15 protein-coding genes, 6 rRNA genes and 1 pseudogene are annotated in these 25,745 nt (G+C 64.7%); 12 read left to right on the top strand and 10 right to left on the bottom strand.

Going from position 1 to position 25,745, the window contains the following annotated elements:
- The first annotated feature begins 513 nt into the window (after positions 1-513).
- The 5 genes from OG509_RS17920 to OG509_RS17900 all read left to right on the top strand — a co-directional run bounded on the left by OG509_RS17920 (position 514) and on the right by OG509_RS17900 (position 6,390).
- Positions 514-2,038 (top strand): 16S ribosomal RNA (locus OG509_RS17920).
- A 283-nt stretch (positions 2,039-2,321) separates the two neighbouring features.
- Positions 2,322-5,444, top strand: a 23S ribosomal RNA gene (locus tag OG509_RS17915).
- 76 nt (positions 5,445-5,520) lie between these two features.
- Positions 5,521-5,637: ribosomal RNA gene (rrf, locus tag OG509_RS17910) — 5S ribosomal RNA — on the top strand.
- Together the 16S, 23S and 5S rRNA genes form the textbook arrangement of a ribosomal RNA operon.
- 109 nt (positions 5,638-5,746) lie before the next feature.
- Positions 5,747-6,103, top strand: coding sequence for a DUF6247 family protein (locus tag OG509_RS17905; protein WP_403743254.1), 357 nt, complete (start codon positions 5,747-5,749; stop codon positions 6,101-6,103).
- Entirely contained in the window at positions 6,100-6,390 is a 291-nt protein-coding gene (locus OG509_RS17900; protein ID WP_385591788.1) for a hypothetical protein, read from the top strand. The genes OG509_RS17905 and OG509_RS17900 overlap by 4 nt, the downstream gene beginning before the upstream one ends.
- A gap of 461 nt (positions 6,391-6,851) precedes the next feature.
- Here OG509_RS17900 and OG509_RS17895 read toward each other — a convergent pair whose 3' ends face one another.
- Positions 6,852-7,490 (bottom strand): hypothetical protein, encoded by a 639-nt coding sequence (locus tag OG509_RS17895; protein WP_406183514.1) that lies wholly within the window; start codon positions 7,488-7,490, stop codon positions 6,852-6,854.
- A gap of 77 nt (positions 7,491-7,567) precedes the next feature.
- Complete coding sequence (locus OG509_RS17890) at positions 7,568-7,783, bottom strand: hypothetical protein (RefSeq protein ID WP_406183513.1); 216 nt, start codon at positions 7,781-7,783, stop codon at positions 7,568-7,570.
- A 610-nt stretch (positions 7,784-8,393) separates the two neighbouring features.
- Between OG509_RS17890 and OG509_RS17885 the strand changes: the two are divergent.
- From OG509_RS17885 to OG509_RS17865, 5 genes and pseudogenes are all read left to right on the top strand, one after another.
- Positions 8,394-8,749, top strand: a pseudogene (locus OG509_RS17885) (IS110 family transposase); the annotation flags it as partial.
- Positions 8,750-9,465: 716 nt separating this feature from the next.
- Positions 9,466-10,989 (top strand): 16S ribosomal RNA (locus OG509_RS17880).
- A gap of 282 nt (positions 10,990-11,271) precedes the next feature.
- Positions 11,272-14,394, top strand: a 23S ribosomal RNA gene (locus OG509_RS17875).
- A gap of 76 nt (positions 14,395-14,470) precedes the next feature.
- A 5S ribosomal RNA gene (rrf, locus tag OG509_RS17870) occupies positions 14,471-14,587 on the top strand.
- 87 nt (positions 14,588-14,674) lie between these two features.
- Entirely contained in the window at positions 14,675-15,229 is a 555-nt protein-coding gene (locus OG509_RS17865) for a GNAT family N-acetyltransferase (protein WP_406183512.1), read from the top strand.
- A 9-nt stretch (positions 15,230-15,238) separates the two neighbouring features.
- Here the strand turns inward: OG509_RS17865 and OG509_RS17860 are convergent, their stop codons facing one another.
- The 7 genes from OG509_RS17860 to OG509_RS17830 all read right to left on the bottom strand — a co-directional run bounded on the left by OG509_RS17860 (position 15,239) and on the right by OG509_RS17830 (position 22,836).
- Entirely contained in the window at positions 15,239-15,706 is a 468-nt protein-coding gene (locus OG509_RS17860) for a hypothetical protein (RefSeq protein ID WP_406183511.1), read from the bottom strand.
- A 39-nt stretch (positions 15,707-15,745) separates the two neighbouring features.
- Complete coding sequence (locus OG509_RS17855; RefSeq protein WP_406183510.1) at positions 15,746-17,290, bottom strand: type VI secretion protein; 1,545 nt, start codon at positions 17,288-17,290, stop codon at positions 15,746-15,748.
- The gene (locus OG509_RS17850; protein WP_030157141.1) at positions 17,291-18,709 is read right to left on the bottom strand and encodes an ATP-binding protein; all 1,419 of its coding nucleotides are present in this window, start codon (positions 18,707-18,709) and stop codon (positions 17,291-17,293) included.
- Between the two features lie 19 nt (positions 18,710-18,728).
- A complete protein-coding gene (locus tag OG509_RS17845) occupies positions 18,729-20,291 on the bottom strand; it encodes an SCO6880 family protein (protein WP_030157139.1) in 1,563 nt (520 codons plus the stop codon).
- Positions 20,288-21,613 carry a hypothetical protein gene (locus tag OG509_RS17840; RefSeq protein WP_406183509.1) on the bottom strand — a complete coding sequence of 442 codons (1,326 nt, stop codon included), beginning with the start codon at positions 21,611-21,613 and terminating at the stop codon, positions 20,288-20,290. The genes OG509_RS17845 and OG509_RS17840 overlap by 4 nt, the downstream gene beginning before the upstream one ends.
- On the bottom strand, positions 21,603-22,451 hold the full coding sequence (locus tag OG509_RS17835; protein WP_406183508.1) for a hypothetical protein: 849 nt from the start codon (positions 22,449-22,451) through the stop codon (positions 21,603-21,605). The genes OG509_RS17840 and OG509_RS17835 overlap by 11 nt, the downstream gene beginning before the upstream one ends.
- A gap of 76 nt (positions 22,452-22,527) precedes the next feature.
- Positions 22,528-22,836: a hypothetical protein gene (locus tag OG509_RS17830; protein WP_136213834.1), complete on the bottom strand. Its 309-nt coding sequence runs from the start codon at positions 22,834-22,836 to the stop codon at positions 22,528-22,530.
- Positions 22,837-23,338: 502 nt separating this feature from the next.
- On the opposite strand from OG509_RS17830, the gene OG509_RS17825 reads away from it, so the two are divergent.
- The gene (locus OG509_RS17825) at positions 23,339-23,965 is read left to right on the top strand and encodes a hypothetical protein (protein ID WP_406183507.1); all 627 of its coding nucleotides are present in this window, start codon (positions 23,339-23,341) and stop codon (positions 23,963-23,965) included.
- A 48-nt stretch (positions 23,966-24,013) separates the two neighbouring features.
- Here the strand turns inward: OG509_RS17825 and OG509_RS17820 are convergent, their stop codons facing one another.
- Positions 24,014-24,859, bottom strand: coding sequence for a pentapeptide repeat-containing protein (locus OG509_RS17820; protein WP_406183506.1), 846 nt, complete (start codon positions 24,857-24,859; stop codon positions 24,014-24,016).
- A 78-nt stretch (positions 24,860-24,937) separates the two neighbouring features.
- On the opposite strand from OG509_RS17820, the gene OG509_RS17815 reads away from it, so the two are divergent.
- Positions 24,938-25,732: a thioesterase family protein gene (locus OG509_RS17815; protein ID WP_406183505.1), complete on the top strand. Its 795-nt coding sequence runs from the start codon at positions 24,938-24,940 to the stop codon at positions 25,730-25,732.
- Positions 25,733-25,745: the final 13 nt, after the last annotated feature.

Below are 25,745 nucleotides of genomic sequence, written 5' to 3'. Positions count from 1 at the left end.
GTCCCAGAGCCGGAAGGTTTTGGCGACGGCACCTCCCGCCGCCTCGTTGCGGCACCCAACTCAGCACGATCTCCCACCGGGAACGAATTCGGCATGCCCGAATTGATTTCCGAAGGCCGATTATGAATCGGCCGGGAAATCCACTAGAGTTCTGGGAGTCGGAAGGGCCCAACAGCCCGGAAGGCAAACCCCGCTGACTGGGGGTCAGGCCCGAAAGGATCTGATAGAGTCGGAAACGCAAGAACGAAGAGCGAAAGCCCGGAGGAAAGCCCGAGAGGGTGAGTACAAAGGAAGCGTCCGTTCCTTGAGAACTCAACAGCGTGCCAAAAATCAACGCCAGAAGTTGATACCCCGTCCACTTCGGTGGATGAGGTTCCTTTGAAAAAGACCTGTGAGGTCGCCTTCGGGTGGTGCTTGCAGGCAACAACACAGCGAGGACGCAGTGGTCAGTCGGTCATATTCCGACATGACTGACCCGCTCTAAGTGTGTGTGTACCGGATTACCGGTAAACATTCATGGAGAGTTTGATCCTGGCTCAGGACGAACGCTGGCGGCGTGCTTAACACATGCAAGTCGAACGATGAAGCCCTTCGGGGTGGATTAGTGGCGAACGGGTGAGTAACACGTGGGCAATCTGCCCTTCACTCTGGGACAAGCCCTGGAAACGGGGTCTAATACCGGATAATACTCCTGCCTGCATGGGCGGGGGTTGAAAGCTCCGGCGGTGAAGGATGAGCCCGCGGCCTATCAGCTTGTTGGTGGGGTAATGGCCCACCAAGGCGACGACGGGTAGCCGGCCTGAGAGGGCGACCGGCCACACTGGGACTGAGACACGGCCCAGACTCCTACGGGAGGCAGCAGTGGGGAATATTGCACAATGGGCGAAAGCCTGATGCAGCGACGCCGCGTGAGGGATGACGGCCTTCGGGTTGTAAACCTCTTTCAGCAGGGAAGAAGCGAAAGTGACGGTACCTGCAGAAGAAGCGCCGGCTAACTACGTGCCAGCAGCCGCGGTAATACGTAGGGCGCAAGCGTTGTCCGGAATTATTGGGCGTAAAGAGCTCGTAGGCGGCTTGTCACGTCGGATGTGAAAGCCCGAGGCTTAACCTCGGGTCTGCATTCGATACGGGCTAGCTAGAGTGTGGTAGGGGAGATCGGAATTCCTGGTGTAGCGGTGAAATGCGCAGATATCAGGAGGAACACCGGTGGCGAAGGCGGATCTCTGGGCCATTACTGACGCTGAGGAGCGAAAGCGTGGGGAGCGAACAGGATTAGATACCCTGGTAGTCCACGCCGTAAACGTTGGGAACTAGGTGTTGGCGACATTCCACGTCGTCGGTGCCGCAGCTAACGCATTAAGTTCCCCGCCTGGGGAGTACGGCCGCAAGGCTAAAACTCAAAGGAATTGACGGGGGCCCGCACAAGCGGCGGAGCATGTGGCTTAATTCGACGCAACGCGAAGAACCTTACCAAGGCTTGACATATACCGGAAAGCATTAGAGATAGTGCCCCCCTTGTGGTCGGTATACAGGTGGTGCATGGCTGTCGTCAGCTCGTGTCGTGAGATGTTGGGTTAAGTCCCGCAACGAGCGCAACCCTTGTCCTGTGTTGCCAGCATGCCCTTCGGGGTGATGGGGACTCACAGGAGACCGCCGGGGTCAACTCGGAGGAAGGTGGGGACGACGTCAAGTCATCATGCCCCTTATGTCTTGGGCTGCACACGTGCTACAATGGCCGGTACAATGAGCTGCGATACCGTGAGGTGGAGCGAATCTCAAAAAGCCGGTCTCAGTTCGGATTGGGGTCTGCAACTCGACCCCATGAAGTCGGAGTCGCTAGTAATCGCAGATCAGCATTGCTGCGGTGAATACGTTCCCGGGCCTTGTACACACCGCCCGTCACGTCACGAAAGTCGGTAACACCCGAAGCCGGTGGCCCAACCCGTAAGGGAGGGAGCTGTCGAAGGTGGGACTGGCGATTGGGACGAAGTCGTAACAAGGTAGCCGTACCGGAAGGTGCGGCTGGATCACCTCCTTTCTAAGGAGCACAGTACCGATTGCAGACAAACGTTCTGCACGGTCAGCTCATGGGTGGAACGTTGATTAGTTGGCACGGTTTTCCGGATGGATCACGAGTACTGCTTCGGCGTGGAAAGTGAGTCACTGACGGAGGATCGTGCTTGGCACGTTGTTGGGTCCTGAAGGTACGGCCGTAAGGTCATGTCTTCAGTGCCGGCCCCAGTGAACTCGCCAGCTTGTCTGGTGGGGTGATGGGTGGCTGGTCGTTGTTTGAGAACTACACAGTGGACGCGAGCATCTGTGGCCAAGTTTTTAAGGGCGCACGGTGGATGCCTTGGCACCAGGAACCGATGAAGGACGTGAGAGGCCGCGATAGGCCCCGGGGAGCTGCCAACTGAGCTTTGATCCGGGGGTGTCCGAATGGGGAAACCCGGCAGTCGTCATGGGCTGTCACCCACTGCTGAACACATAGGCAGTGTGGAGGGAACGAGGGGAAGTGAAACATCTCAGTACCCTCAGGAAGAGAAAACAACCGTGATTCCGGGAGTAGTGGCGAGCGAAACCGGATGAGGCCAAACCGTATGCGTGTGATACCCGGCAGGGGTTGCGCATGCGGGGTTGTGGGAATGAGCTTGATCGGTCTGCCGGCCGGTCGGCGAGTCAGAAACCGTTGATGTAGTCGAAGGACATGCGAAAGGTCCGGCGTAGAGGGTAAGACCCCCGTAGACGAAACATCAGCGGCTTGCTTGCTCATCTCCCAAGTAGCACGGGGCCCGAGAAATCCCGTGTGAATCTGGCGGGACCACCCGCTAAGCCTAAATATTCCCTGGTGACCGATAGCGGATAGTACCGTGAGGGAATGGTGAAAAGTACCGCGGGAGCGGAGTGAAATAGTACCTGAAACCGTGTGCCTACAAGCCGTGGGAGCGTCGCTGTATGTGCTTGCACATGCAGTCGTGACTGCGTGCCTTTTGAAGAATGAGCCTGCGAGTTAGCGGTGTGTAGCGAGGTTAACCCGTGTGGGGAAGCCGTAGCGAAAGCGAGTCCGAATAGGGCGATTGAGTTGCACGCTCTAGACCCGAAGCGGAGTGATCTAGCCATGGGCAGGTTGAAGCGGAGGTAAGACTTCGTGGAGGACCGAACCCACCAGGGTTGAAAACCTGGGGGATGACCTGTGGTTAGGGGTGAAAGGCCAATCAAACTCCGTGATAGCTGGTTCTCCCCGAAATGCATTTAGGTGCAGCGTCGTGTGTTTCTTGCCGGAGGTAGAGCACTGGATAGGCGATGGGCCCTACCGGGTTACTGACCTTAGCCAAACTCCGAATGCCGGTAAGTGAGAGCACGGCAGTGAGACTGTGGGGGATAAGCTCCATGGTCGAGAGGGAAACAGCCCAGAGCATCGACTAAGGCCCCTAAGCGTACGCTAAGTGGGAAAGGATGTGGAGTCGCAGAGACAACCAGGAGGTTGGCTTAGAAGCAGCCACCCTTGAAAGAGTGCGTAATAGCTCACTGGTCAAGTGATTCCGCGCCGACAATGTAGCGGGGCTCAAGCGTACCGCCGAAGTCGTGTCATTGCAGCAATAGGGCCAACGCCCGCTGTGATGGGTAGGGGAGCGTCGTGTGCCGGGTGAAGCAGCAGCGGAAGCTAGTTGTGGACGGTTCACGAGTGAGAATGCAGGCATGAGTAGCGATACACACGTGAGAAACGTGTGCGCCGATTGACTAAGGGTTCCTGGGTCAAGCTGATCTGCCCAGGGTAAGTCGGGACCTAAGGCGAGGCCGACAGGCGTAGTCGATGGACAACCGGTTGATATTCCGGTACCCGCTTTGAAACGCCCAATATCGAATCAGGCGATGCTAAGTCCGTGAAGCCGTTCCGGACCCTTCGGGGAAAGGAAAGTGGTGGAGCCGACGAACCAGACTTGTAGTAGGTAAGCGATGGGGTGACGCAGGAAGGTAGTCCAGCCCGGGCGGTGGTTGTCCCGGGGTAAGGGTGTAGGCCGAGGGGTAGGCAAATCCGTCCCTCATTAAGGCTGAGACCTGATGCCGAGCCGATTGTGGTGAAGTGGATGATCCTATGCTGTCGAGAAAAGCCTCTAGCGAGTTTCATGGCGGCCCGTACCCTAAACCGACTCAGGTGGTCAGGTAGAGAATACCGAGGCGTTCGGGTGAACTATGGTTAAGGAACTCGGCAAAATGCCCCCGTAACTTCGGGAGAAGGGGGGCCATCACTGGTGATCGGATTTACTCCGTGAGCTGGGGGTGGCCGCAGAGACCAGCGAGAAGCGACTGTTTACTAAAAACACAGGTCCGTGCGAAGCCGTAAGGCGATGTATACGGACTGACGCCTGCCCGGTGCTGGAACGTTAAGGGGACCGGTTAGTGCACTTTCGGGTGTGCGAAGCTGAGAACTTAAGCGCCAGTAAACGGCGGTGGTAACTATAACCATCCTAAGGTAGCGAAATTCCTTGTCGGGTAAGTTCCGACCTGCACGAATGGCGTAACGACTTCTCGACTGTCTCAACCATAGGCCCGGTGAAATTGCACTACGAGTAAAGATGCTCGTTTCGCGCAGCAGGACGGAAAGACCCCGGGACCTTTACTACAGTTTGATATTGGTGTTCGGTTCGGCTTGTGTAGGATAGGTGGGAGACTTTGAAACCCCAACGCCAGTTGGGGTGGAGTCGCCGTTGAAATACCACTCTGGTCGTGCTGGATGTCTAACCTCGGTCCGTGATCCGGATCAGGGACAGTGTCTGATGGGTAGTTTAACTGGGGCGGTTGCCTCCCAAAGGGTAACGGAGGCGCCCAAAGGTTCCCTCAGCCTGGTTGGCAATCAGGTGTTGAGTGTAAGTGCACAAGGGAGCTTGACTGTGAGACCGACGGGTCGAGCAGGGACGAAAGTCGGGACTAGTGATCCGGCGGTGGCTTGTGGAAGCGCCGTCGCTCAACGGATAAAAGGTACCCCGGGGATAACAGGCTGATCTTCCCCAAGAGTCCATATCGACGGGATGGTTTGGCACCTCGATGTCGGCTCGTCGCATCCTGGGGCTGGAGTCGGTCCCAAGGGTTGGGCTGTTCGCCCATTAAAGCGGTACGCGAGCTGGGTTTAGAACGTCGTGAGACAGTTCGGTCCCTATCCGCTGTGCGCGTAGGAATATTGAGAAGGGCTGTCCCTAGTACGAGAGGACCGGGACGGACGAACCTCTGGTGTGCCAGTTGTCCTGCCAAGGGCATGGCTGGTTGGCTACGTTCGGGAGGGATAACCGCTGAAAGCATCTAAGCGGGAAGCCTGCTTCAAGATGAGTATTCCCACCTCCTTGAGAGGGTAAGGCTCCCAGTAGACGACTGGGTTGATAGGCCAGATGTGGAAGCCCGGTAACGGGTGGAGCTGACTGGTACTAATAGGCCGAGGGCTTGTCCTCAGTTGCTCGCGTCCACTGTGTTAGTTCTGAAATAACGAACAGCTGTGTTCATGCCAGCGTTCAAATTTCATAGTGTTTCGGTGGTCATAGCGTTAGGGAAACGCCCGGTTACATTCCGAACCCGGAAGCTAAGCCTTTCAGCGCCGATGGTACTGCAGGGGGGACCCTGTGGGAGAGTAGGACGCCGCCGAACAATCATTGTAGAAAGCCCCGTACCGGGTATCCGGTACGGGGCTTTTCTGCGTTCACGGGGCTTCCGACAGAGCCGGTCGCTATCCTGGCCACGTTCCCCTGGAGGCACGATGACAGCACAGCACCTCGAAGACGACGGTCCGCTCATCCCCCAGCCGGCCATGACGCGCGAAGCCCTGCGGGACGCCGTGCGCCGGATCGACATGGCGCACCTCGCCGAGTTCGACAGGGAATGCCATGCGGCGTTCGACCGCGCCGCGGAGACGGGTGCCATCAACCCGCTCCGCTTCTTCTTGATCAAGTGGGCCACGCACGTGGCCATCCACCGCCGGCCCGCCCGCGCCGCGGCGCTGCTGGAGGCCGAGCGCACCGCCGGCGACCCGGCCGCCACGGAGGAACAGTTCCGGTCGGCCATGGAGACCAGCAGCCGCATCCTCGCCGAGGCCCAGCGGGAGATCGGTCAGTGACCCTGCGGGGTGAGGGAGTGGAGAACGAGGCCGGCTGGGCCTGGGAGTGCGATCCGAGCCGGCTGTGGGTACTCGGAGACATGCCCGCGGAGCAGCAGGAGCTGGTGGCCGTCGTCATGGAGGGCCTGGTCGACCTGGCGTCGATGGCCATCGACCCCAAGGACGGCAGCCTCTACGAAGACCCCAGCCCCATGCGCCTGCGTACGTACGAAGACGAGCACCTGATGCTCTGGTACCAGACCATCCCCCACCGCAGCCGCGTCTACCTGAAGCGCGTCAACCTCTGACCTCGAAGTTCACTGACCGGCGCGCTCATCAGCCACAGCGAGACCGGTACGGACGCGGAGCGACCACACCGGCCGGCACCACATCGCGGCAGCAGCTGCTCCCCCGCCCGCCCATGCCCGGTGGTGTGTTCGCCTCACGCACCCGTCATTCGTGACGGCGGGGGTACGGCGCCCCGGCCGACTCAGGCCCGGCAGTCGGCCGACCGTGCGCAAGAGGCCGCCCCTCCCCTGCCGCTGGCCGTCTTTTGGCACGCCGTACCGGCCGCGGCCGGCTGCGCTCGCGGCCACGCATGCCATGTGACAGTTGCCGTGTCTGTAGGCCCGCCTGGCCCGCCTCATCTGCCCATCGACCCGAGCCGTAGGGGAGGCACATCGGAGGTCCGGCACATGATCAATGTTGATGGGTTCGGGGTTCCGGCACAGACCTTGGGGAGCTGTCGCGGGGCACGAGGCCGGGTCCGTCAGCGTTCACGCATCCTGGTCCACCACCAGCCGTCCATTGCCCACTCGATGTAGTCGGGCTCCGGCAAGGTGCGGCGCTCGAATTCCTCATCGATGCGCGTGATCAGTCGACCCAAGTCCCGTTTGGCTCCAGGAGGAAGGTGCAGCATCGCCCGCTCCAGATCGTCACGAGCGTCTTCCACCTCTATCCCAGGCGAGCAGGCCTCGGAGGCGTTCATATAGCGGCCAGGTTGCTTGAAGGCCCACTCGAAGCGAGAGAGCGCATTCGCGACCGAGTTGGGCCACATCTCCTGGTCTTCGACCCGACGGATCGCTGTACGAGTTCGCGCGGAGACACCGTGGACCCTCAGGGCCGGATACTGCCATCGTGGCCGCCACCGCTCTGCGCGGACGGCCTTGGGACGCCTACGCGGCATCGCCCTTGGAGCGCGAAGCCGGTGAGACCGGGTAGCCGACTGGCGTTGACTGCATCGATCCAGGTGGAGAGCGGAGCCGAGGCGGTCGGTGAGGATCTCGCCGAAGTCGCGGACATGTCCGGCTGCCGTGTCCAGTTCGGGGCAGCGGGCCAGGATCTCCTTCAGGCCGGTCCGGGCTTCCTCGGTCAGGGTCGCGGGGGGACGGGTGAGGCAGCCGGTCACCTGCCGCACTGTCGGCGGCAGTGGCGGTGCACCGGATGGAGCCCCGCGCAAAGTGGCAATGTGCGCGCGGACCATGCCTAGGTGACACGAGCGTGCTCGGCGACCAGCTCGCCGTGCAGTCGGGTGACACCGGTGCATCCTGCGGCGAATCGCCGCTCCGGTTGCGCTCGGCCCGCCGACAGGCGGGTCTCCGGGCCGATCGCCTCCAGCAGCGTGCCGCTGGGCGACGGGCTCCGCAGGTAGTCGCGGTGGGCGGCGTCGCAGGCCTCCACGTCCGGCCGAGGCCCTGCCACAGATGGAACCGGTCGGTGAGTAGGTCTGGCCGCGACGGATCGCGAGGTCGTGCATGCCCAGCACACGCGGAGTACTGAACCGTGGATCGGGCAATGCCATGCCCCTGCGTAACAAGGTCATCCGCCCCGCGCCGAAGCCCAGCTGGGCCGACAGCCTGCCCGCCCGGCCAGTGCGAGCCCCACCCGCTCCCGGGCGCGGTTGAGCCGGGTCGTAAACCGTGCGTACGGGGCGGTCAACCGTGAGAACGGCTCGGCGAACATCCGGCGCGGGCAGTCCGCCGCCCCACAGATGAAACGCCGGACCACCGATCGGATCACGAAGCCCTGCTCAGGAAGCGGAAACGAGAAGCGGCTGCAGTCCGGACACTCCGCCTCGACCTCCACCTCGCCGATACCGTTGAACACGAGCGAGTCCCAGAACGATGCATCGACGGCATCACCCGGGCCGCAAGAGCTCTCCGTAACGTGGATGCGGCAGCTCGGTGCCGAGGACGAAAGCGTGATGGAGGGGCGTGCACGTGATCGGTACCGGCGCCATCGACGTCTTCCTCGGCTTGGAGACGCGGCCCCCGCGATGCCTCACACCCTGCGGGGAATCAACGGTGAGGCGAACCGGCTCCACGGCCTGGTGACCCAGATCCATCCGTCGCTGGAGCGGGTGCGGGGGCCGCAGTTGCAGCACCCGGCGGTGCTGGCCCTGCTGGAGCGGTTCGGGTCACCGGCCCAGATCCGCAAGGGCGGCCGGCGCCGCCTGGCCACGCTGCTGAGGCCGCAGGCCCCACGGATGGCCGAGCGGCTGGTCTAAGACGTCTTCGCCGCTCTGGACGAGCAGACCGTCATCGTTGCCGGACCGAGGCGGCAGCGCTGATCGTCCCGGGCCTGGCCGGGTCCCTGACCTCGGTGCTTGACCAACGGAAACTGTCGGCCGGACAGATCGAGGAACTCCTGAAGGCTCACCCTCTTTCGAACGGTGCTGGGGGCTGGAGGAGTCCTTCGGCCGGCGGAACAACCTGGGTGGCGGACAAGGTCGGCGTGAGGCTCAGGCAGCTGACGTTCCCGCGGTTGGCTCAACGGGCGCGGCGACTGCTGGGGAGCCCGGGGCCCGGTCACGGGCCCTGGGCCGCGCTCGTTTTGACACCTCGGAGGGCCAGTTGTAGAGTCGAACGGTTGCCTGGAACTGCACAAGTTCGGCAGCCATCAGCAAGACCCCCCTCGTACCCACGGAATCGAATTCTGCGGGTGCGTACTCGACTCCTCATCCAGGAATCTGAAGCCGGGAAATCCGGTGGAAAACTTCTGATAGAGTCGGACTCGCCGGAAAGGGAAACGCGAAAGCGAAGACCTGGAAAGCAAATCCCGCTTCGACCGGGAGTCAGGCCCGAAAGGATCTGATAGAGTCGGAAACGCAAGAACGAAAGAACGAAAGCCCGGAGGAAAGCCCGAGAGGGTGAGTACAAAGGAAGCGTCCGTTCCTTGAGAACTCAACAGCGTGCCAAAAATCAACGCCAGAAGTTGATACCCCGTCCACTTCGGTGGATGAGGTTCCTTTGAAAAAGACCTGTGAGGTCGCCTTCGGGTGGTGCTTGCAGGCAACAACACAGCGAGGACGCAGTGGTCAGTCGGTCATATTCCGACATGACTGACCCGCTCTAAGTGTGTGTGTACCGGATTACCGGTAAACATTCATGGAGAGTTTGATCCTGGCTCAGGACGAACGCTGGCGGCGTGCTTAACACATGCAAGTCGAACGATGAAGCCCTTCGGGGTGGATTAGTGGCGAACGGGTGAGTAACACGTGGGCAATCTGCCCTTCACTCTGGGACAAGCCCTGGAAACGGGGTCTAATACCGGATAATACTCCTGCCTGCATGGGCGGGGGTTGAAAGCTCCGGCGGTGAAGGATGAGCCCGCGGCCTATCAGCTTGTTGGTGGGGTAATGGCCCACCAAGGCGACGACGGGTAGCCGGCCTGAGAGGGCGACCGGCCACACTGGGACTGAGACACGGCCCAGACTCCTACGGGAGGCAGCAGTGGGGAATATTGCACAATGGGCGAAAGCCTGATGCAGCGACGCCGCGTGAGGGATGACGGCCTTCGGGTTGTAAACCTCTTTCAGCAGGGAAGAAGCGAAAGTGACGGTACCTGCAGAAGAAGCGCCGGCTAACTACGTGCCAGCAGCCGCGGTAATACGTAGGGCGCAAGCGTTGTCCGGAATTATTGGGCGTAAAGAGCTCGTAGGCGGCTTGTCACGTCGGATGTGAAAGCCCGAGGCTTAACCTCGGGTCTGCATTCGATACGGGCTAGCTAGAGTGTGGTAGGGGAGATCGGAATTCCTGGTGTAGCGGTGAAATGCGCAGATATCAGGAGGAACACCGGTGGCGAAGGCGGATCTCTGGGCCATTACTGACGCTGAGGAGCGAAAGCGTGGGGAGCGAACAGGATTAGATACCCTGGTAGTCCACGCCGTAAACGTTGGGAACTAGGTGTTGGCGACATTCCACGTCGTCGGTGCCGCAGCTAACGCATTAAGTTCCCCGCCTGGGGAGTACGGCCGCAAGGCTAAAACTCAAAGGAATTGACGGGGGCCCGCACAAGCGGCGGAGCATGTGGCTTAATTCGACGCAACGCGAAGAACCTTACCAAGGCTTGACATATACCGGAAAGCATTAGAGATAGTGCCCCCTTGTGGTCGGTATACAGGTGGTGCATGGCTGTCGTCAGCTCGTGTCGTGAGATGTTGGGTTAAGTCCCGCAACGAGCGCAACCCTTGTCCTGTGTTGCCAGCATGCCCTTCGGGGTGATGGGGACTCACAGGAGACCGCCGGGGTCAACTCGGAGGAAGGTGGGGACGACGTCAAGTCATCATGCCCCTTATGTCTTGGGCTGCACACGTGCTACAATGGCCGGTACAATGAGCTGCGATACCGTGAGGTGGAGCGAATCTCAAAAAGCCGGTCTCAGTTCGGATTGGGGTCTGCAACTCGACCCCATGAAGTCGGAGTCGCTAGTAATCGCAGATCAGCATTGCTGCGGTGAATACGTTCCCGGGCCTTGTACACACCGCCCGTCACGTCACGAAAGTCGGTAACACCCGAAGCCGGTGGCCCAACCCGTAAGGGAGGGAGCTGTCGAAGGTGGGACTGGCGATTGGGACGAAGTCGTAACAAGGTAGCCGTACCGGAAGGTGCGGCTGGATCACCTCCTTTCTAAGGAGCACAGTACCGATTGCAGACAAACGTTCTGCACGGTCAGCTCATGGGTGGAACGTTGATTAGTTGGCACGGTTTCCTAAACCCTCTGTAAGTACTGCTTCGGCGTGGAACACAGTGAGGTGGCGGTGATCGTGCTTGGCACGTTGTTGGGTCCTGAAGGTACGGCCGTGAGGTCATGTCTTCAGTGCCGGCCCCAGTGAACTCGCCAGCTTGTCTGGTGGGGTGATGGGTGGCTGGTCGTTGTTTGAGAACTACACAGTGGACGCGAGCATCTGTGGCCAAGTTTTTAAGGGCGCACGGTGGATGCCTTGGCACCAGGAACCGATGAAGGACGTGAGAGGCCGCGATAGGCCCCGGGGAGCTGCCAACTGAGCTTTGATCCGGGGGTGTCCGAATGGGGAAACCCGGCAGTCGTCATGGGCTGTCACCCACTGCTGAACACATAGGCAGTGTGGAGGGAACGAGGGGAAGTGAAACATCTCAGTACCCTCAGGAAGAGAAAACAACCGTGATTCCGGGAGTAGTGGCGAGCGAAACCGGATGAGGCCAAACCGTATGCGTGTGATACCCGGCAGGGGTTGCGCATGCGGGGTTGTGGGAATGAGCTTGATCGGTCTGCCGGCCGGTCGGCGAGTCAGAAACCGTTGATGTAGTCGAAGGACATGCGAAAGGTCCGGCGTAGAGGGTAAGACCCCCGTAGACGAAACATCAGCGGCTTGCTTGCTCATCTCCCAAGTAGCACGGGGCCCGAGAAATCCCGTGTGAATCTGGCGGGACCACCCGCTAAGCCTAAATATTCCCTGGTGACCGATAGCGGATAGTACCGTGAGGGAATGGTGAAAAGTACCGCGGGAGCGGAGTGAAATAGTACCTGAAACCGTGTGCCTACAAGCCGTGGGAGCGTCGCTCATTGGGTTTACCCAATGGGTCGTGACTGCGTGCCTTTTGAAGAATGAGCCTGCGAGTTAGCGGTGTGTAGCGAGGTTAACCCGTGTGGGGAAGCCGTAGCGAAAGCGAGTCCGAATAGGGCGATTGAGTTGCACGCTCTAGACCCGAAGCGGAGTGATCTAGCCATGGGCAGGTTGAAGCGGAGGTAAGACTTCGTGGAGGACCGAACCCACCAGGGTTGAAAACCTGGGGGATGACCTGTGGTTAGGGGTGAAAGGCCAATCAAACTCCGTGATAGCTGGTTCTCCCCGAAATGCATTTAGGTGCAGCGTCGTGTGTTTCTTGCCGGAGGTAGAGCACTGGATAGGCGATGGGCCCTACCGGGTTACTGACCTTAGCCAAACTCCGAATGCCGGTAAGTGAGAGCACGGCAGTGAGACTGTGGGGGATAAGCTCCATGGTCGAGAGGGAAACAGCCCAGAGCATCGACTAAGGCCCCTAAGCGTACGCTAAGTGGGAAAGGATGTGGAGTCGCAGAGACAACCAGGAGGTTGGCTTAGAAGCAGCCACCCTTGAAAGAGTGCGTAATAGCTCACTGGTCAAGTGATTCCGCGCCGACAATGTAGCGGGGCTCAAGCGTACCGCCGAAGTCGTGTCATTGCAGCAATAGGGCCAACGCCCGCTGTGATGGGTAGGGGAGCGTCGTGTGCCGGGTGAAGCAGCAGCGGAAGCTAGTTGTGGACGGTTCACGAGTGAGAATGCAGGCATGAGTAGCGATACACACGTGAGAAACGTGTGCGCCGATTGACTAAGGGTTCCTGGGTCAAGCTGATCTGCCCAGGGTAAGTCGGGACCTAAGGCGAGGCCGACAGGCGTAGTCGATGGACAACCGGTTGATATTCCGGTACCCGCTTTGAAACGCCCAATATCGAATCAGGCGATGCTAAGTCCGTGAAGCCGTTCCGGACCCTTCGGGGAAAGGAAAGTGGTGGAGCCGACGAACCAGACTTGTAGTAGGTAAGCGATGGGGTGACGCAGGAAGGTAGTCCAGCCCGGGCGGTGGTTGTCCCGGGGTAAGGGTGTAGGCCGAGGGGTAGGCAAATCCGTCCCTCGTTAAGGCTGAGACCTGATGCCGAGCCGATTGTGGTGAAGTGGATGATCCTATGCTGTCGAGAAAAGCCTCTAGCGAGTTTCATGGCGGCCCGTACCCTAAACCGACTCAGGTGGTCAGGTAGAGAATACCGAGGCGTTCGGGTGAACTATGGTTAAGGAACTCGGCAAAATGCCCCCGTAACTTCGGGAGAAGGGGGGCCATCACTGGTGATCGGATTTACTCCGTGAGCTGGGGGTGGCCGCAGAGACCAGCGAGAAGCGACTGTTTACTAAAAACACAGGTCCGTGCGAAGCCGTAAGGCGATGTATACGGACTGACGCCTGCCCGGTGCTGGAACGTTAAGGGGACCGGTTAGTGCACTTTCGGGTGTGCGAAGCTGAGAACTTAAGCGCCAGTAAACGGCGGTGGTAACTATAACCATCCTAAGGTAGCGAAATTCCTTGTCGGGTAAGTTCCGACCTGCACGAATGGCGTAACGACTTCTCGACTGTCTCAACCATAGGCCCGGTGAAATTGCACTACGAGTAAAGATGCTCGTTTCGCGCAGCAGGACGGAAAGACCCCGGGACCTTTACTACAGTTTGATATTGGTGTTCGGTTCGGCTTGTGTAGGATAGGTGGGAGACTTTGAAACCCCAACGCCAGTTGGGGTGGAGTCGCCGTTGAAATACCACTCTGGTCGTGCTGGATGTCTAACCTCGGTCCGTGATCCGGATCAGGGACAGTGTCTGATGGGTAGTTTAACTGGGGCGGTTGCCTCCCAAAGGGTAACGGAGGCGCCCAAAGGTTCCCTCAGCCTGGTTGGCAATCAGGTGTTGAGTGTAAGTGCACAAGGGAGCTTGACTGTGAGACCGACGGGTCGAGCAGGGACGAAAGTCGGGACTAGTGATCCGGCGGTGGCTTGTGGAAGCGCCGTCGCTCAACGGATAAAAGGTACCCCGGGGATAACAGGCTGATCTTCCCCAAGAGTCCATATCGACGGGATGGTTTGGCACCTCGATGTCGGCTCGTCGCATCCTGGGGCTGGAGTCGGTCCCAAGGGTTGGGCTGTTCGCCCATTAAAGCGGTACGCGAGCTGGGTTTAGAACGTCGTGAGACAGTTCGGTCCCTATCCGCTGTGCGCGTAGGAATATTGAGAAGGGCTGTCCCTAGTACGAGAGGACCGGGACGGACGAACCTCTGGTGTGCCAGTTGTCCTGCCAAGGGCATGGCTGGTTGGCTACGTTCGGGAGGGATAACCGCTGAAAGCATCTAAGCGGGAAGCCTGCTTCAAGATGAGTATTCCCACCTCCTTGAGAGGGTAAGGCTCCCAGTAGACGACTGGGTTGATAGGCCAGATGTGGAAGCCCGGTAACGGGTGGAGCTGACTGGTACTAATAGGCCGAGGGCTTGTCCTCAGTTGCTCGCGTCCACTGTGTTAGTTCTGAAATAACGAACAGCTGTGTTCATGCCAGCGTTCAAATTTCATAGTGTTTCGGTGGTCATAGCGTTAGGGAAACGCCCGGTTACATTCCGAACCCGGAAGCTAAGCCTTTCAGCGCCGATGGTACTGCAGGGGGGACCCTGTGGGAGAGTAGGACGCCGCCGAACAATCATTGTAGAAAGCCCCGTACCGGGTATCCGGTACGGGGCTTTTCTGCGTTCACGGGCATGCCGACCTGTGATTGGATCCGGGGCATGAGTGAGTATGTGATGCGTGCGGTACGGGCGGACGAGTGGGAGAAGGTCAAGGAGCTGCGGATCACCGCGCTCAAGGACCCGGCCGCACCGGTGGCCTTCCTGGAGACCTTGGACCAGGCCGAGGCCAGGACGGACGAATTCTGGCAGGACCGGGCGAGCGGGGCTTCGCACGGGCGGAATGCACGGCAATTCGTGGCCGAGGCACCGGACGGGCAGTGGGTCGGGTCCGTGACCGTGCTCGTCGAGGAGGGCGGGACCACCGACTTCTTCGAGCGTGCCGTCGAGCAGACCCAGGGGCACCTGGTGGGTGTGTTCGTACGTCCCGAGCAGCGGGGTACCGGGCTGACCGAGGGGCTCTTCGCTGCCGCGCTGGACTGGGCCTGGTCGCTGGAGGGGCCGGCGCTGGAGCGCGTACGGCTCTTCGTGCACGAGGACAACGCGCGGGCCGCGGCCTTTTATCGGCGCTTCGGGTTCCGCGCGACCGGGGAGGTCCTGCCGGTGCCGGCTGATCCGGGGGCGAAGGAGTTCGAGTACGTGGTGCCACGTCCGTAGGGAGCGCGTCTAACCGTACGGGTTGAGTGCCCGGAAGCGGACGGTTTGGCTGCGACGGTCGAACCAGAGGGTGGTGTGATGGCCGCCGCCGTCGCGGTCCAGCTCCTGCGACCGGATCCACTGCGGGTTCTTCGGGCCTTCGCCCTTGAGGGGCTTCTCGAACCACGAGGAGAAGCCATCGGCCGGCTCTTGGGAGACGAAGGCGTGGGCCGCCGTCAGTTCGGCCAGTTTCCCCGGCGCCAACCGGGCGAAGCCCGAGATCACGAGCTCCGGTGACGGTATGCCGCTCCGGTCGTTGTCCCGGCTGCTCACCCACTTGGCGTCGGTGAGCGGGCCGAGGAGCGGGAACGCCTGCTCCAGCGGTGCGGTGTCGGTGTGCCAGTCCTTCTTGGCCCCGTTCGGCACCTGACGCAGGGCCCACCAGGCGGGTAGGACCGCCAGCCCTGCGCCTATCCCGATCAGCTTCCGTCGTTCCAACGCGGTCCCCCCATGATTGATCACCAGCAAGTGCGCGCTCTAGTGCTGGAGCGCGGCTGCCTCCGGCCAGCGGGCGCGGGCCTGTTCGCGGCTGCGGCACAGGGCGAGCAGGGGGAGGGTCTCTTCCTGGAGGAGCTCGGGGAGCTGGGGGATCGGCGCCACGGCCGCGACGTCCTCCAGGACCAGCGTGAGTGGTGGGTCGAGCCGGCCGTGGGATGACCGTGCGGCCATGCGGCGGCCGTGCTCGACCACGCTCGCGGCGAGTGCGGTGAGCAGCGGCATCGCACCCGGGTGGGTACGGGGATCTTCCAGCGATTCGCCCACCAAGTAGAGGGTGCCCCCTTCGGCCACGAACGATGCGAGGGTCAGTGCATCTGTTCGGTTCGGGTTGCAGGCCTCGCGGATGTGGATCGACGTGAGGCAGGAGAGGGCACGGGCCGTCAGGTGCTGGGCCTGCTCGCGGCGTTCGGGGTGGGCGGTGAGGGCGCTCTCCAGTTCGCCGGCGGCTCCGGGGGCGGCTTGGGGGTGGGTGCGGAGGATGCGGACCGGGTCCTGGGCGCTGTTGCCCTGGGCCCAGCGGTGCAGCTGCTTGAACGGGCGGTCGTCGAGGGCCGCGGCTTGCAGCCAGCTGCGCAGGAGCGTTTCCGCCGTGTCGGCGATGGCCGCGTCCATGCGGGCCTGGGGGCGTACGGGGGCCAGGAGCGCGATCGCGCGGGCGGCGGCGGTGTCGCGGTCGGCGCAGGCGTCGGCGGGGTTCCAGTGCATGCGGGCCGGGGTGTCGCAGAGGTGCGAGGGGTCGTAGAGGAGGACCGGGCCGAGTTTGGCGCGGGCGTCCTTCGTTTCCGCCCAGAGGGCGGGGGAGGAGGTGAGGACGAGGGCCGCACCTTCCGCTGCCGCCAGGGCTTGGAGGGCCAGGGGGTGGCGTTGGGCCGGGAGGCCGTAGGCCATGTGCGTGTTGCTGTTGGGGGTGCTGGGGGTGCTGGCCCCGGGCCCCGGCGCCTCGAACGCCGGCGGGGCTGGATGTGCGGCCGGGGCTGGGATGGGCAGCGTGGTGGGGTGGTGCGGCCCGGGCCGGAGGTACGGCTCGGCCGGGGTCGGGATCGTGGGGCCGGAGCTGCTGGGGGCTCTGCCCCCAGACCCCCGCGCCTCAAACGCCGGCGGGGCTGGATTTGCCGGCTTGGCTGGGCCGGGCGGATCGGCTGGGTTGGCCGGCTCAGCAGGGTGGCCCGGCTTGGTGCGGCGGGACTTCGTGCGGGCGATCACGCCCATCACGAAGATCGTCAGCACGAGCAGGATCAGGAGTTGGCTGATGAAGAGACCCCAGAACAGGCCCCAGCCCGAGAGGGCCGACGGGGCCGTGTCCGGCCAGGCGCCTGGGATGTCGTGCGGTTGAGCTATCAGGGAGCGCACCGCGCCCGCGGTGCGGGTGAACGTGACCGTGTCCGGCCAGGCGCCCTTCGAGAAGAGCGCGGCCAGGCCCGTGGACGTCCAGACCAGGGTCGCCAGGCCCAGGAGGAACGCCAGGAGGGCGATCAGGAGGGCGTCCGGGATGCCGCCTGGTTTGCCGTTCCGTTCGTCGTGCATTTACGCCACCGTTGTTGCCGAGCCCGGGCCGCCGTTGCGGTGGCGTTCCATCAGGAGGGCTCTTTCCTCCGCCTCCAGTTCGGCTGCCAGCAGGTCGTCGGGGAGCTGGGGCCCGGACGAGGACTCCGTCATGGCGCGGTCCGTGTAGACCAGGGGGCGTTCCGCCTCCGTGATCAGGTGTTTGACCACCTGGACGTTGCCGTTGACGTCCCAGACCGCGATGCCTGGGGTGAGGGTGGGGATGATCTCCACCGCCCAGCGCGGGAGGCCGAGTACGCGGCCCGTGGCCCGGGCCTCGTCCGCCTTCTGGGCGTAGATCGTGCGGGTCGAGGCCATCTTGAGGATGGCCGCGGCCTCGCGGGCGGCCGCGCCGTCGACGACGTCCGAGAGGTGGTGGACGACGGCGACGAAGGACAGGCCGAGGCGGCGGCCGAACTTCAGGAGGCGTTGGAACAGCTGGGCCACGAAGGGGCTGTTGATGATGTGCCAGGCCTCTTCGACCAGGAAGATGCGCTTCTTGCGGTCCGGGCGGATCCAGGTGTGTTCCAGCCAGACGCCCACGATCGCCATCAGGATCGGCATGGCGATCGAGTTGCGGTCGATGTGGGAGAGGTCGAAGACGATGAGGGGGGCGTCCAGGTCGATGCCCACGGTGGTGGGGCCGTCGAACATGCCGCGGAGGTCGCCGTCGACCAGGCGGTCGAGGACGAGCGCGACGTCGAGGCCCCAGGCCCGGACATCGTCTATGTCGACGTTCATGGCCTCCGCGGACTCGGCCTCCGGGTGGCGGAGTTGTTCCACGATGTCCGTGAGGACCGGCTGGCGGTCGCGGATCGTGTCGACGACGTACGCGTGCGCGACCTTGAGCGCGAAGCCGGAGCGTTCGTCGAGGCCGTGGCCCATGGCGACTTCGATGATGGTCCGGAGCAGCGCGAGCTGGCCGGTCGTCGTGATGGCCGGGTCGAGGGGGTTGAGGCGGATCCCGTCGTCGTTGGCGGCGATGGGGTCCAGGCGGATGGGGGTTATCCCCAGCTGCTGGGCGATGAGGTTCCACTCGCCGACGCCGTCCTCGCCCTGGGCGTCGAGTACGACGACCTGGCGGTCCCGGAAGCGGAGCTGGCGCAGTACGTACGTCTTCTCCAGGGCGGACTTGCCGTTGCCGGACTCGCCGAGGACCAGCCAGTGCGGGGCCGGGAGCTGCTGGCCGTACAGCTGGAAGGGGTCGTAGATGTAGCCCTTGCCGCTGTAGACCTCGCGGCCGATGATGACGCCGGAGTCGCCGAGTCCGGGGGCGGCGGTGGGCAGGTAGACGGCCTGCGCCTGCCCGGTGGAGGTGCGTACGGGCAGGCGGGTGGTCTCGACCTTGCCGAACAGGAAGCTGGTGAAGGCGTCCGTCAGAGCGGACATGGGATCTCGCATGGGCGGCACTTCCCTCCAGCTAGCGTCGGATGCCGGTGGCGAACGGCAAGGTGTTGACGAAGGCGCGGTGGTGCTCGCGGTCGCACCATTCCAGCTTCAGGTAGGACTTGCCCGCCGAGGCGCGGATGGTGCGCTTGTCGCGGGCCAGGGCCTCCGGGGATCGCGAGGACACCGTGATGTACCCGACCAGGTTGACTCCTGCCGCACCGCTGGCGAGATCTTCACCTCTTTGGTCGAGCCGGCCGTGGGCGGCGATGTCGCGGGGGTCGACGGTGCGGTTCATCTTGGCGGCGCGGCTGGCGTCGGCCTCGTCGTTGGTCTTCTCGGTGAGCATGCGCTCGATGGCCACCTCGGTGGGCTCCAGATCCATGGTGACGGCGACGGTGCGGATCACGTCCGGGGTGTGGACGAGGAGGGGCGCGAGGAAGTTGACGCCGACCGGGGTCATCGGCCACTCCTTCACCCAGGCCGTGGCGTGGCACCAGGGGGCGCGGGTGGAGGACTCGCGGGTCTTGGCCTGGAGGTAGGTGGGTTCCACCGCGTCGAGTTCGGCCGGCCAGGCGTTGCGCTTGGTCATGGCCTGGATGTGGTCGATGGGGTGGTCCGGGTCGTACATGGAGTGCACGAGGGAGGCGAGGCGGCCCTGGCCGAGGGGTTGGCGGACGCGGATGTCGGCCTCGGCGAGGCGGGCGCAGATGTCGGTGAGTTCGCGGGCCATGACGATGGCGAGGCCGGCGTCGCGGTCGAGTTTGCGGCCCTTGTGGGGGGTGCCGGCGCGGGCGATGGTGTGGGCCTCGGCGGCGAGTTCGCGCGTGTAGTGCATGCAGGCGACGAGGTACGCGCGGTGCTGCTCGGAGGAGGTGGAGACCATCGACTGGAGCTGGTCGTACGAGTCGCGCAGCCAGACGGGGGCGTGGGTGTCGCCGCGCTGGGCGACGTCCTTGGCGTGGGCGTCCGGGTCGGCGGGGAGCGTACGGGCGAGCATCTGGAGGCGGGTGACGAAGCCGTCGCCGTTGGCCACGTGCTTGAGGAGGGTGCCGAAGCGGTCGACGAGGGCTTCCTGGTCCTCGCTGTCGCGCAGGCCGACGCCGGGGCCCTCGATCTCGATGGCCGCGGTGACGGTTCTGCGGTCGGCGTGGAGGAGGACGGCGATCTCGTCGGGGCCGAAGGGGGCGGCGAGCCAGTTGATCCGGCCGATGCCGGGGGGCGGGCCGACCTCGACCTCGCGGCCGTCGGCGGCGCGGACGCCGGCCTCCATGGCGGAGGAGCGGTACGTGGTGCCGCGGCGCAGGGTGCGCTTGTAGCTGCGGTTGATCTCGAACCACTTGTAGAACGTGCGGCCCTTGTACGGGACGTACACGGCGGCGAGCGCGAGCATGGGGAAGCCGGCGAGGCTGACGATGCGCAGGGTGAGGCCGGGGACGAGCAGGCCGCTCATCATGCCGAGGAACGCGCCGACGATGATCAGGGCGATCTCGCCGCTCTCGCGGTTCTTGCCGACGATCGCGTTCGGCCGGGCCCGGCCGATGAGATACGTGCGGCGGGGCGCGATCGGGTGCAGCTGGTGTGACTGGGTCGTCAACGCCCGTCACCTCCTGTGTTCCTCGTACTCGAGCTCGTGCGGGGCGGGGGTGTGGCGGAGGGGATGGATCCGCCGCCGGCCCCGCCGCCGGAGGTGGGGCGGCTGCTGTGGGCGGCCACGCCTCCGGAGAGGGGGTTGGCGGGGCGGGGGGCGCTGGAGCCGCCGCCGTCACCGCCGCCGCGGTGGGCGCCGCGGCTGCTGTGGGTCTTGATGCCCTGGGATACGAGGGTGGCCGGGGAGCTGATGACGGCGGCGGCCTGGGCGCCGTCGGTGGCCTTGCTGCGGTTGGAGCGGGCGGAGGCGATCTCGTCGCCGAAGCCGGGGACGAAGCGGTAGATCATCGCGGAGGCGAAGATCGCCAGGAGGATGATCGCGAGGCCGGAGACGACGGCGGAGAAGGCATTGGGGCCCTTCTCGCCGGCGAGGGCTCCGGCGAGGCCGAGGACGATGACGATGACCGGCTTCACGAGGATGACGGCGATCATGATGCCGGCCCAGCGGCGGACGTGGCCCCAGAGGTTGCGGTCGACGAGCCCGGCGTAGACGACGACGCCGAGGAGGGCGCCGACGTAGAGGAGGGCGGCCCGGATGAAGAGTTCGAGGAAGAGGACGCCGGCGGCGAGGACGGTGACGAGGGAGACGACGATCAGCATGATCGGGCCGCCGCCGATGGAGTCGCCCTTCTTGAGGGCCTCGATGAAGGAGCCGAAGAAGACGTCGGTCTGGCCGCCGCTCGCCGAAGCGATGACCTCTGTGACGCCGTCGGTGGCGGAGACGACGGTGTAGAGGATCAGGGGGGTGAAGGCGGAGGCGAGGACGGTGAGCCAGAGGAAGCCGACGGCTTCGGAGATGGCGGTGGTGAGGGGGACGCCGCGGATGGCGCGCTTGGCGACGGCGAAGAGCCACAGCACTAGCGTGAGGATGGTGGAGGCGGCGAAGACGACGGCGTACTGCTTGAGGAAGGCGCCGTTGGTGAAGTCGACGTTGGCCGTGCCGTTGATCGCTTTGCTGAGCTCGGTGACGATCCAGGCGGCAGCGTCGGCGCAGCCCTTGGCCAGGGAGGCGAGGGGGTTGAGGGCATCGGCCGGGTCGCTGGGCGCCAGGCCTGTGCGGGGGGCGCCGGTGGCGCCGCTGCCGCGTTCGCAGTAGTCCTTGGCCGGGCCTCGGATCAGGTCGCACGGGTCGTTGCTCGGCTGCGGGCTGGGCGGCGCGGTCGGGTCGGGTGTGGGAGCGGCGACCGCGCGGGTGGCCAGGAGGACCGCGGTGGTCTGCAAGGCGGCTACGACGGCTGCGAAGGACAAGCCGCGACGGCTAGCGTGCATAGGTGAGCCCCCCGAACTGCGACACGGCGGCGGCCATCTCCTCGGCGGAGGCAGCCCTCTGGTCCCGGCCGACCGGGGCCGGGCCGTCCTTCTGCGTGAAGTCGGCGACGCGCCAGTCGCCGTTGATCCAGCGGAGCTCGAACGTGTTGGTGTACCAGCTCTCCGCGACCGGGTTCTTCGAGCCCTCGCCCGCGAGACCGAACAGGGTCGAGTGCCAGACGGAGATGGTCGCGGCGTTGGTGGAGAACTTCTCCACCTTGGTCCCGACAGGGCTCGTACGGGAGATGAACTGGAAGCCCTTCGGGGCCTTGCCGGCGGCATCGAGCCCGATGCGCGCCAAGAACTGCCCGTCCGTGTAGACCTGGTCGAGGTCGTTCTGGCGCGCGGCGGCCACGTTCGGCACGTACACGGCCTGGACGATTGCCTTTCTGCGGGCGCTGTCGAACATGCCGTCAGAGCCCAGCGCCACCGCGAAGTTGGCGGCGGCGGACTGGGCTCCCTGCTCGTTCTGTGCGAACCCGGAGGGGATTTCGCCGTTCTTGCCGTCTACCGGGCGGGTGCCCGTGGCTGCCGTGGAGGAGGCTGCCGGTGGGGCTTGGTCGGCCGGGGTCTCGGGGGTGTCTCCGGATTGGTTGGCGAAGGCGATCGCGGCGATGAGGAGGACCACCACGCCGACCACCGTGACCAGGCCGCGGGAGGCGCGTGGGGTGCGGCGGGGCGGGGTGCCGTAGGGGTCCGAGGCGGACTCCGGGAGGCGGGTGCGGGTCTGGCCCGTGCCGCCGATCTCGCCGTACCCGCTGCCGCCGGCGCCGCCGCCGTACTGGTCGTCGTTGCTCATTCCGTGTCCGCCCCCTCCGCCTCGTACGACGGTAGCGCTGGTTGTCATCAGGTCCGGCAGCCGGTGGGCGGCCCGGCTAGACGGCCATTCCGTAGACGATCGTGAAGAGGGTGCCGAGGGAGCCGATGATGAACACGCCGGTGAGGCCGGCGACGATCAGGCCCTTGCCCTGCTCCGCGCTGAACGTGTCGCGCAGTGCGGTCGCGCCGATGCGCTGCTTGGCCGCGCCCCAGATGGCGATGCCGAGGCAGAGGAGGATCGCGACGGCCATGACCACCTCGACCATGACCTTTGCTTCATTGCCGAGACTGCCGAACGGCCCCCAGTTCGGGGCGATTCCGCCGATGATGGTGGTGATGTCGCCCTTTTCGGCTGCCAGGATCATGTAACTCACCGCCCCTGTATGGGTAGTTCCGGTAGCCCGTGCCCGACGGCAGGGGTCACGCACTATCTTCGCTGATGAAACCGCCGTCGTACGTCGACTTGACGGCTCTCTTTACTCGATCTCCTGCCCTTTGACCCGCCCGCGCGCTCTGACCTGGGCACGGGCGGCGGGTACGCGGGAGAACATATGGTCACTCTGTGTATCACGAGGGGTGACCCCGGGCACATGATTGCCCACTCGGCGTGCGGGGGGCTGCCCGGGTGGCCGCCGTTCGGCGCAGCGTGCGGGCGTGTCGTTGGGCCGAGTCGCTGACATTCGTCCGACATTCCGTCAGTCGTTCCATCCAGACGGCGGGTTGCGGGGGATGCTCCAGGCCGTTCGGTAGGGCGACGCGAGGAGTGGACGGATGGGTTCCGCAGTAAAGGCCGGTCGGCGTGCGTGGTTTGCCGGTGGTTTCGCAGTTCCGCTGGTGATCGCGCTCGCGGGCACCTCGGTTCCGGCGATGGCTGCCACTGAGGGGACGGGCGCGGCGATCGCGCCCGGCTGGAGCAGCAGCAGGTGTCCGGAGCCGGACGCGAGGACGCTGCCGGCCAAGGCCCCCGGCAAGGCGGCGAAGGCCGCGAAGGCCAGGAAGGCGGCCAAGCCTGCGAACCCGTGCGCCGGGCCGAAGGGCGACCGGGGTCCCCAGGGACCCAAGGGCGACCGGGGACCGCAGGGGCCCAAGGGTGACCACGGGCAGCAGGGGCCGAAGGGGCAGCAGGGGCCGAAGGGGCCGCAGGGGCCGAAGGGCGACCGCGGGCCGCACGGTCCGCACGGGCCGTGCGAGGACATCGACACGACCCTGGGGGCGAGCGACACGGAGTTCAGCGCCGTGCTCCACCGGGGGAGGACCTTCCTGGGCGTACGGGGAACCGCGCCGGTCGGCTCGTACACCTGGAGGGACCTCACGACGCAGCTGAACCCGGGGCATCCGCGGAACGCGTGCGGGGTGTCGGTCGGCACCGTGGGCTTCACGGTGTACGTGAAGGTGCTGACGACCACGGGCGACGTCTTCGAGAACCAGTGCACGTACACGCCGGAGGCCGTGCTCACCTGCCCGTCGGGCTGGACGGCCATCATCAGGCCGTGAGTCGAGGCCGGTACCGGTGACGGTGCCGGCACCGGCCTCGATGCCGGCTCAGGCGGCCCAGTGGGCGGGGCGGACCAAGGTCGACGGGATCTTGGTCGCCGCGTCGCCCCGGGCCGCGCCCAGCTGGGGCTGGGTCAGGAAGAGGGCGTCGCGCAGGTCCGCCCCGCGCAGGTCGGCGTCGCGGAAGTCGGCGCCGATGACGTCGGCGAGGCGCAGGTCGGCGCCGCTGAGGTTCGCGGCGATCAGGTAGGCGCCGCGCAGGTTGGCGCCGCGCAGGTCCGCACCTGCGAGGCGGGCGCCCATGAGGTCGGCGCCGCGGTGGTTCTTCTTGCGGGCCGGGGCCTTGGCGCGGGCCAGTTCGCTGGCGCGCAGGAGGTGCGTGTTGATGCGCTGCCGGAGGGCGCCGACGTCCAGGGTGGTGAGGGCGTCCGCGTCGGCCGCGGTCCACTGGGCGGTCTCGGTCTGCGCGCGGCGCAGGTCCGCGTGGACCGGGGCGGCCGCGGGGAGGGCGAGTGCCTCGGTGACGTAGAAGAGCAGCTCGTGCAGTTGCCGCAGGACCGGGAAGACCTCGTACATCGCGCCGGCCGTGCCGGGGTGCGTACGCCAGTCCCGGCCGCCGAAGGTCACCTGGGAGACCTGCTGGCCCGCGCCGAAGCAGTCGAAGACGGTGCAGCCCTGGAAGCCCTTGTCGCGCAGCCGGGTGTGGATGCCGCAGCGGAAGTCCTCCTGGAGGTTCTTGCAGGGGGTTCCGGCGGCCTTGTTCACGGCGAAGTCGTTGGACTTGGCGAAGGGCAGGGCGACGCAGCAGAGCGCGAAGCAGTTCGAGCAGTCTGCTTGCAAGACGGGGAGGACGGGGAGTGCGGGGGTGCCGGGTATGGCGGGTTTGGCGGACACCCCTCCATTGTGACCGGTCGGGGCGCCGGGTTCCCAGGGGCCTGGCGGGACGGGTTACCTATCGGTAGCGTGCCGGCCATGGCGATCACCGAGGCGTTCTACGAGCGGGTCGATGCCGGCCGTTTCCTGGCCACCGAGTACACGCGCGGGCCGTGGGACCCGGGCTCGCAGCATGCCGGGCCGCCGGCCGCGCTGCTCGGGCGGGCCGTGGAGGAGCGGGAGGGCGCCCGCGCGGACATGCGGATCGCGAGGATCACGTACGAGATCCTGCGGCCCGTGCCGATCGGCGTGCTGGAGGTCACCACCTCGGTGCTCCGGGCCGGCCGCAGCACCGAGGTGGTCGAGGCCGCCCTCGCCCCGGCCGGGGCCGCGCCGGTGATGCTCGCGCGGGCGCTGCGGATCCGGGTGGCCGGGGAGGCCGTACCGGGCGTGGCGCCGGGGCCGCAGCTGCCGCCGCCCGGGGAGGTGGGGCCGACGCCGTTCTTCCCGGTGCCGTGGGAGACCGGCTACCACTCGGCGATGGAGACCCGGTTCACCGAGGGCGCGTTCGTCGAGTTGGGGCCGGGCACCTGCTGGATGCGGATGAAGGTGCCGCTCGTCGCAGGGGAGGAGCCCAGGCCCCTGGACCGGGTGCTGGTCGCCGCGGACTCGGGCAACGGGATCAGCTCGGTGATGGACTTCGGCCGGTACGTGTTCGTCAACAGCGACCTGACCGTGCACCTGCACCGTCACCCGGTGGGCGAGTGGGCCTGCGTGGAGGCCCGTACGAGCGTGGACGCGGGCGGGATCGGGCTCGCCGACGCCCGGCTGCACGACGAGAAGGGGCCCATCGGGCGCAGCGCGCAGAGCCTGTTCGTCGCACCGCGTTCCTGACCTCGCGTTCCTG

Source organism: Streptomyces sp. NBC_01006, assembly GCF_045162725.1.
GTDB lineage: Bacteria > Actinomycetota > Actinomycetes > Streptomycetales > Streptomycetaceae > Streptomyces.
The sequence above is the reverse complement of the archived record's forward strand: the minus strand, read 5'-3'. Positions and strand labels throughout refer to the sequence as shown.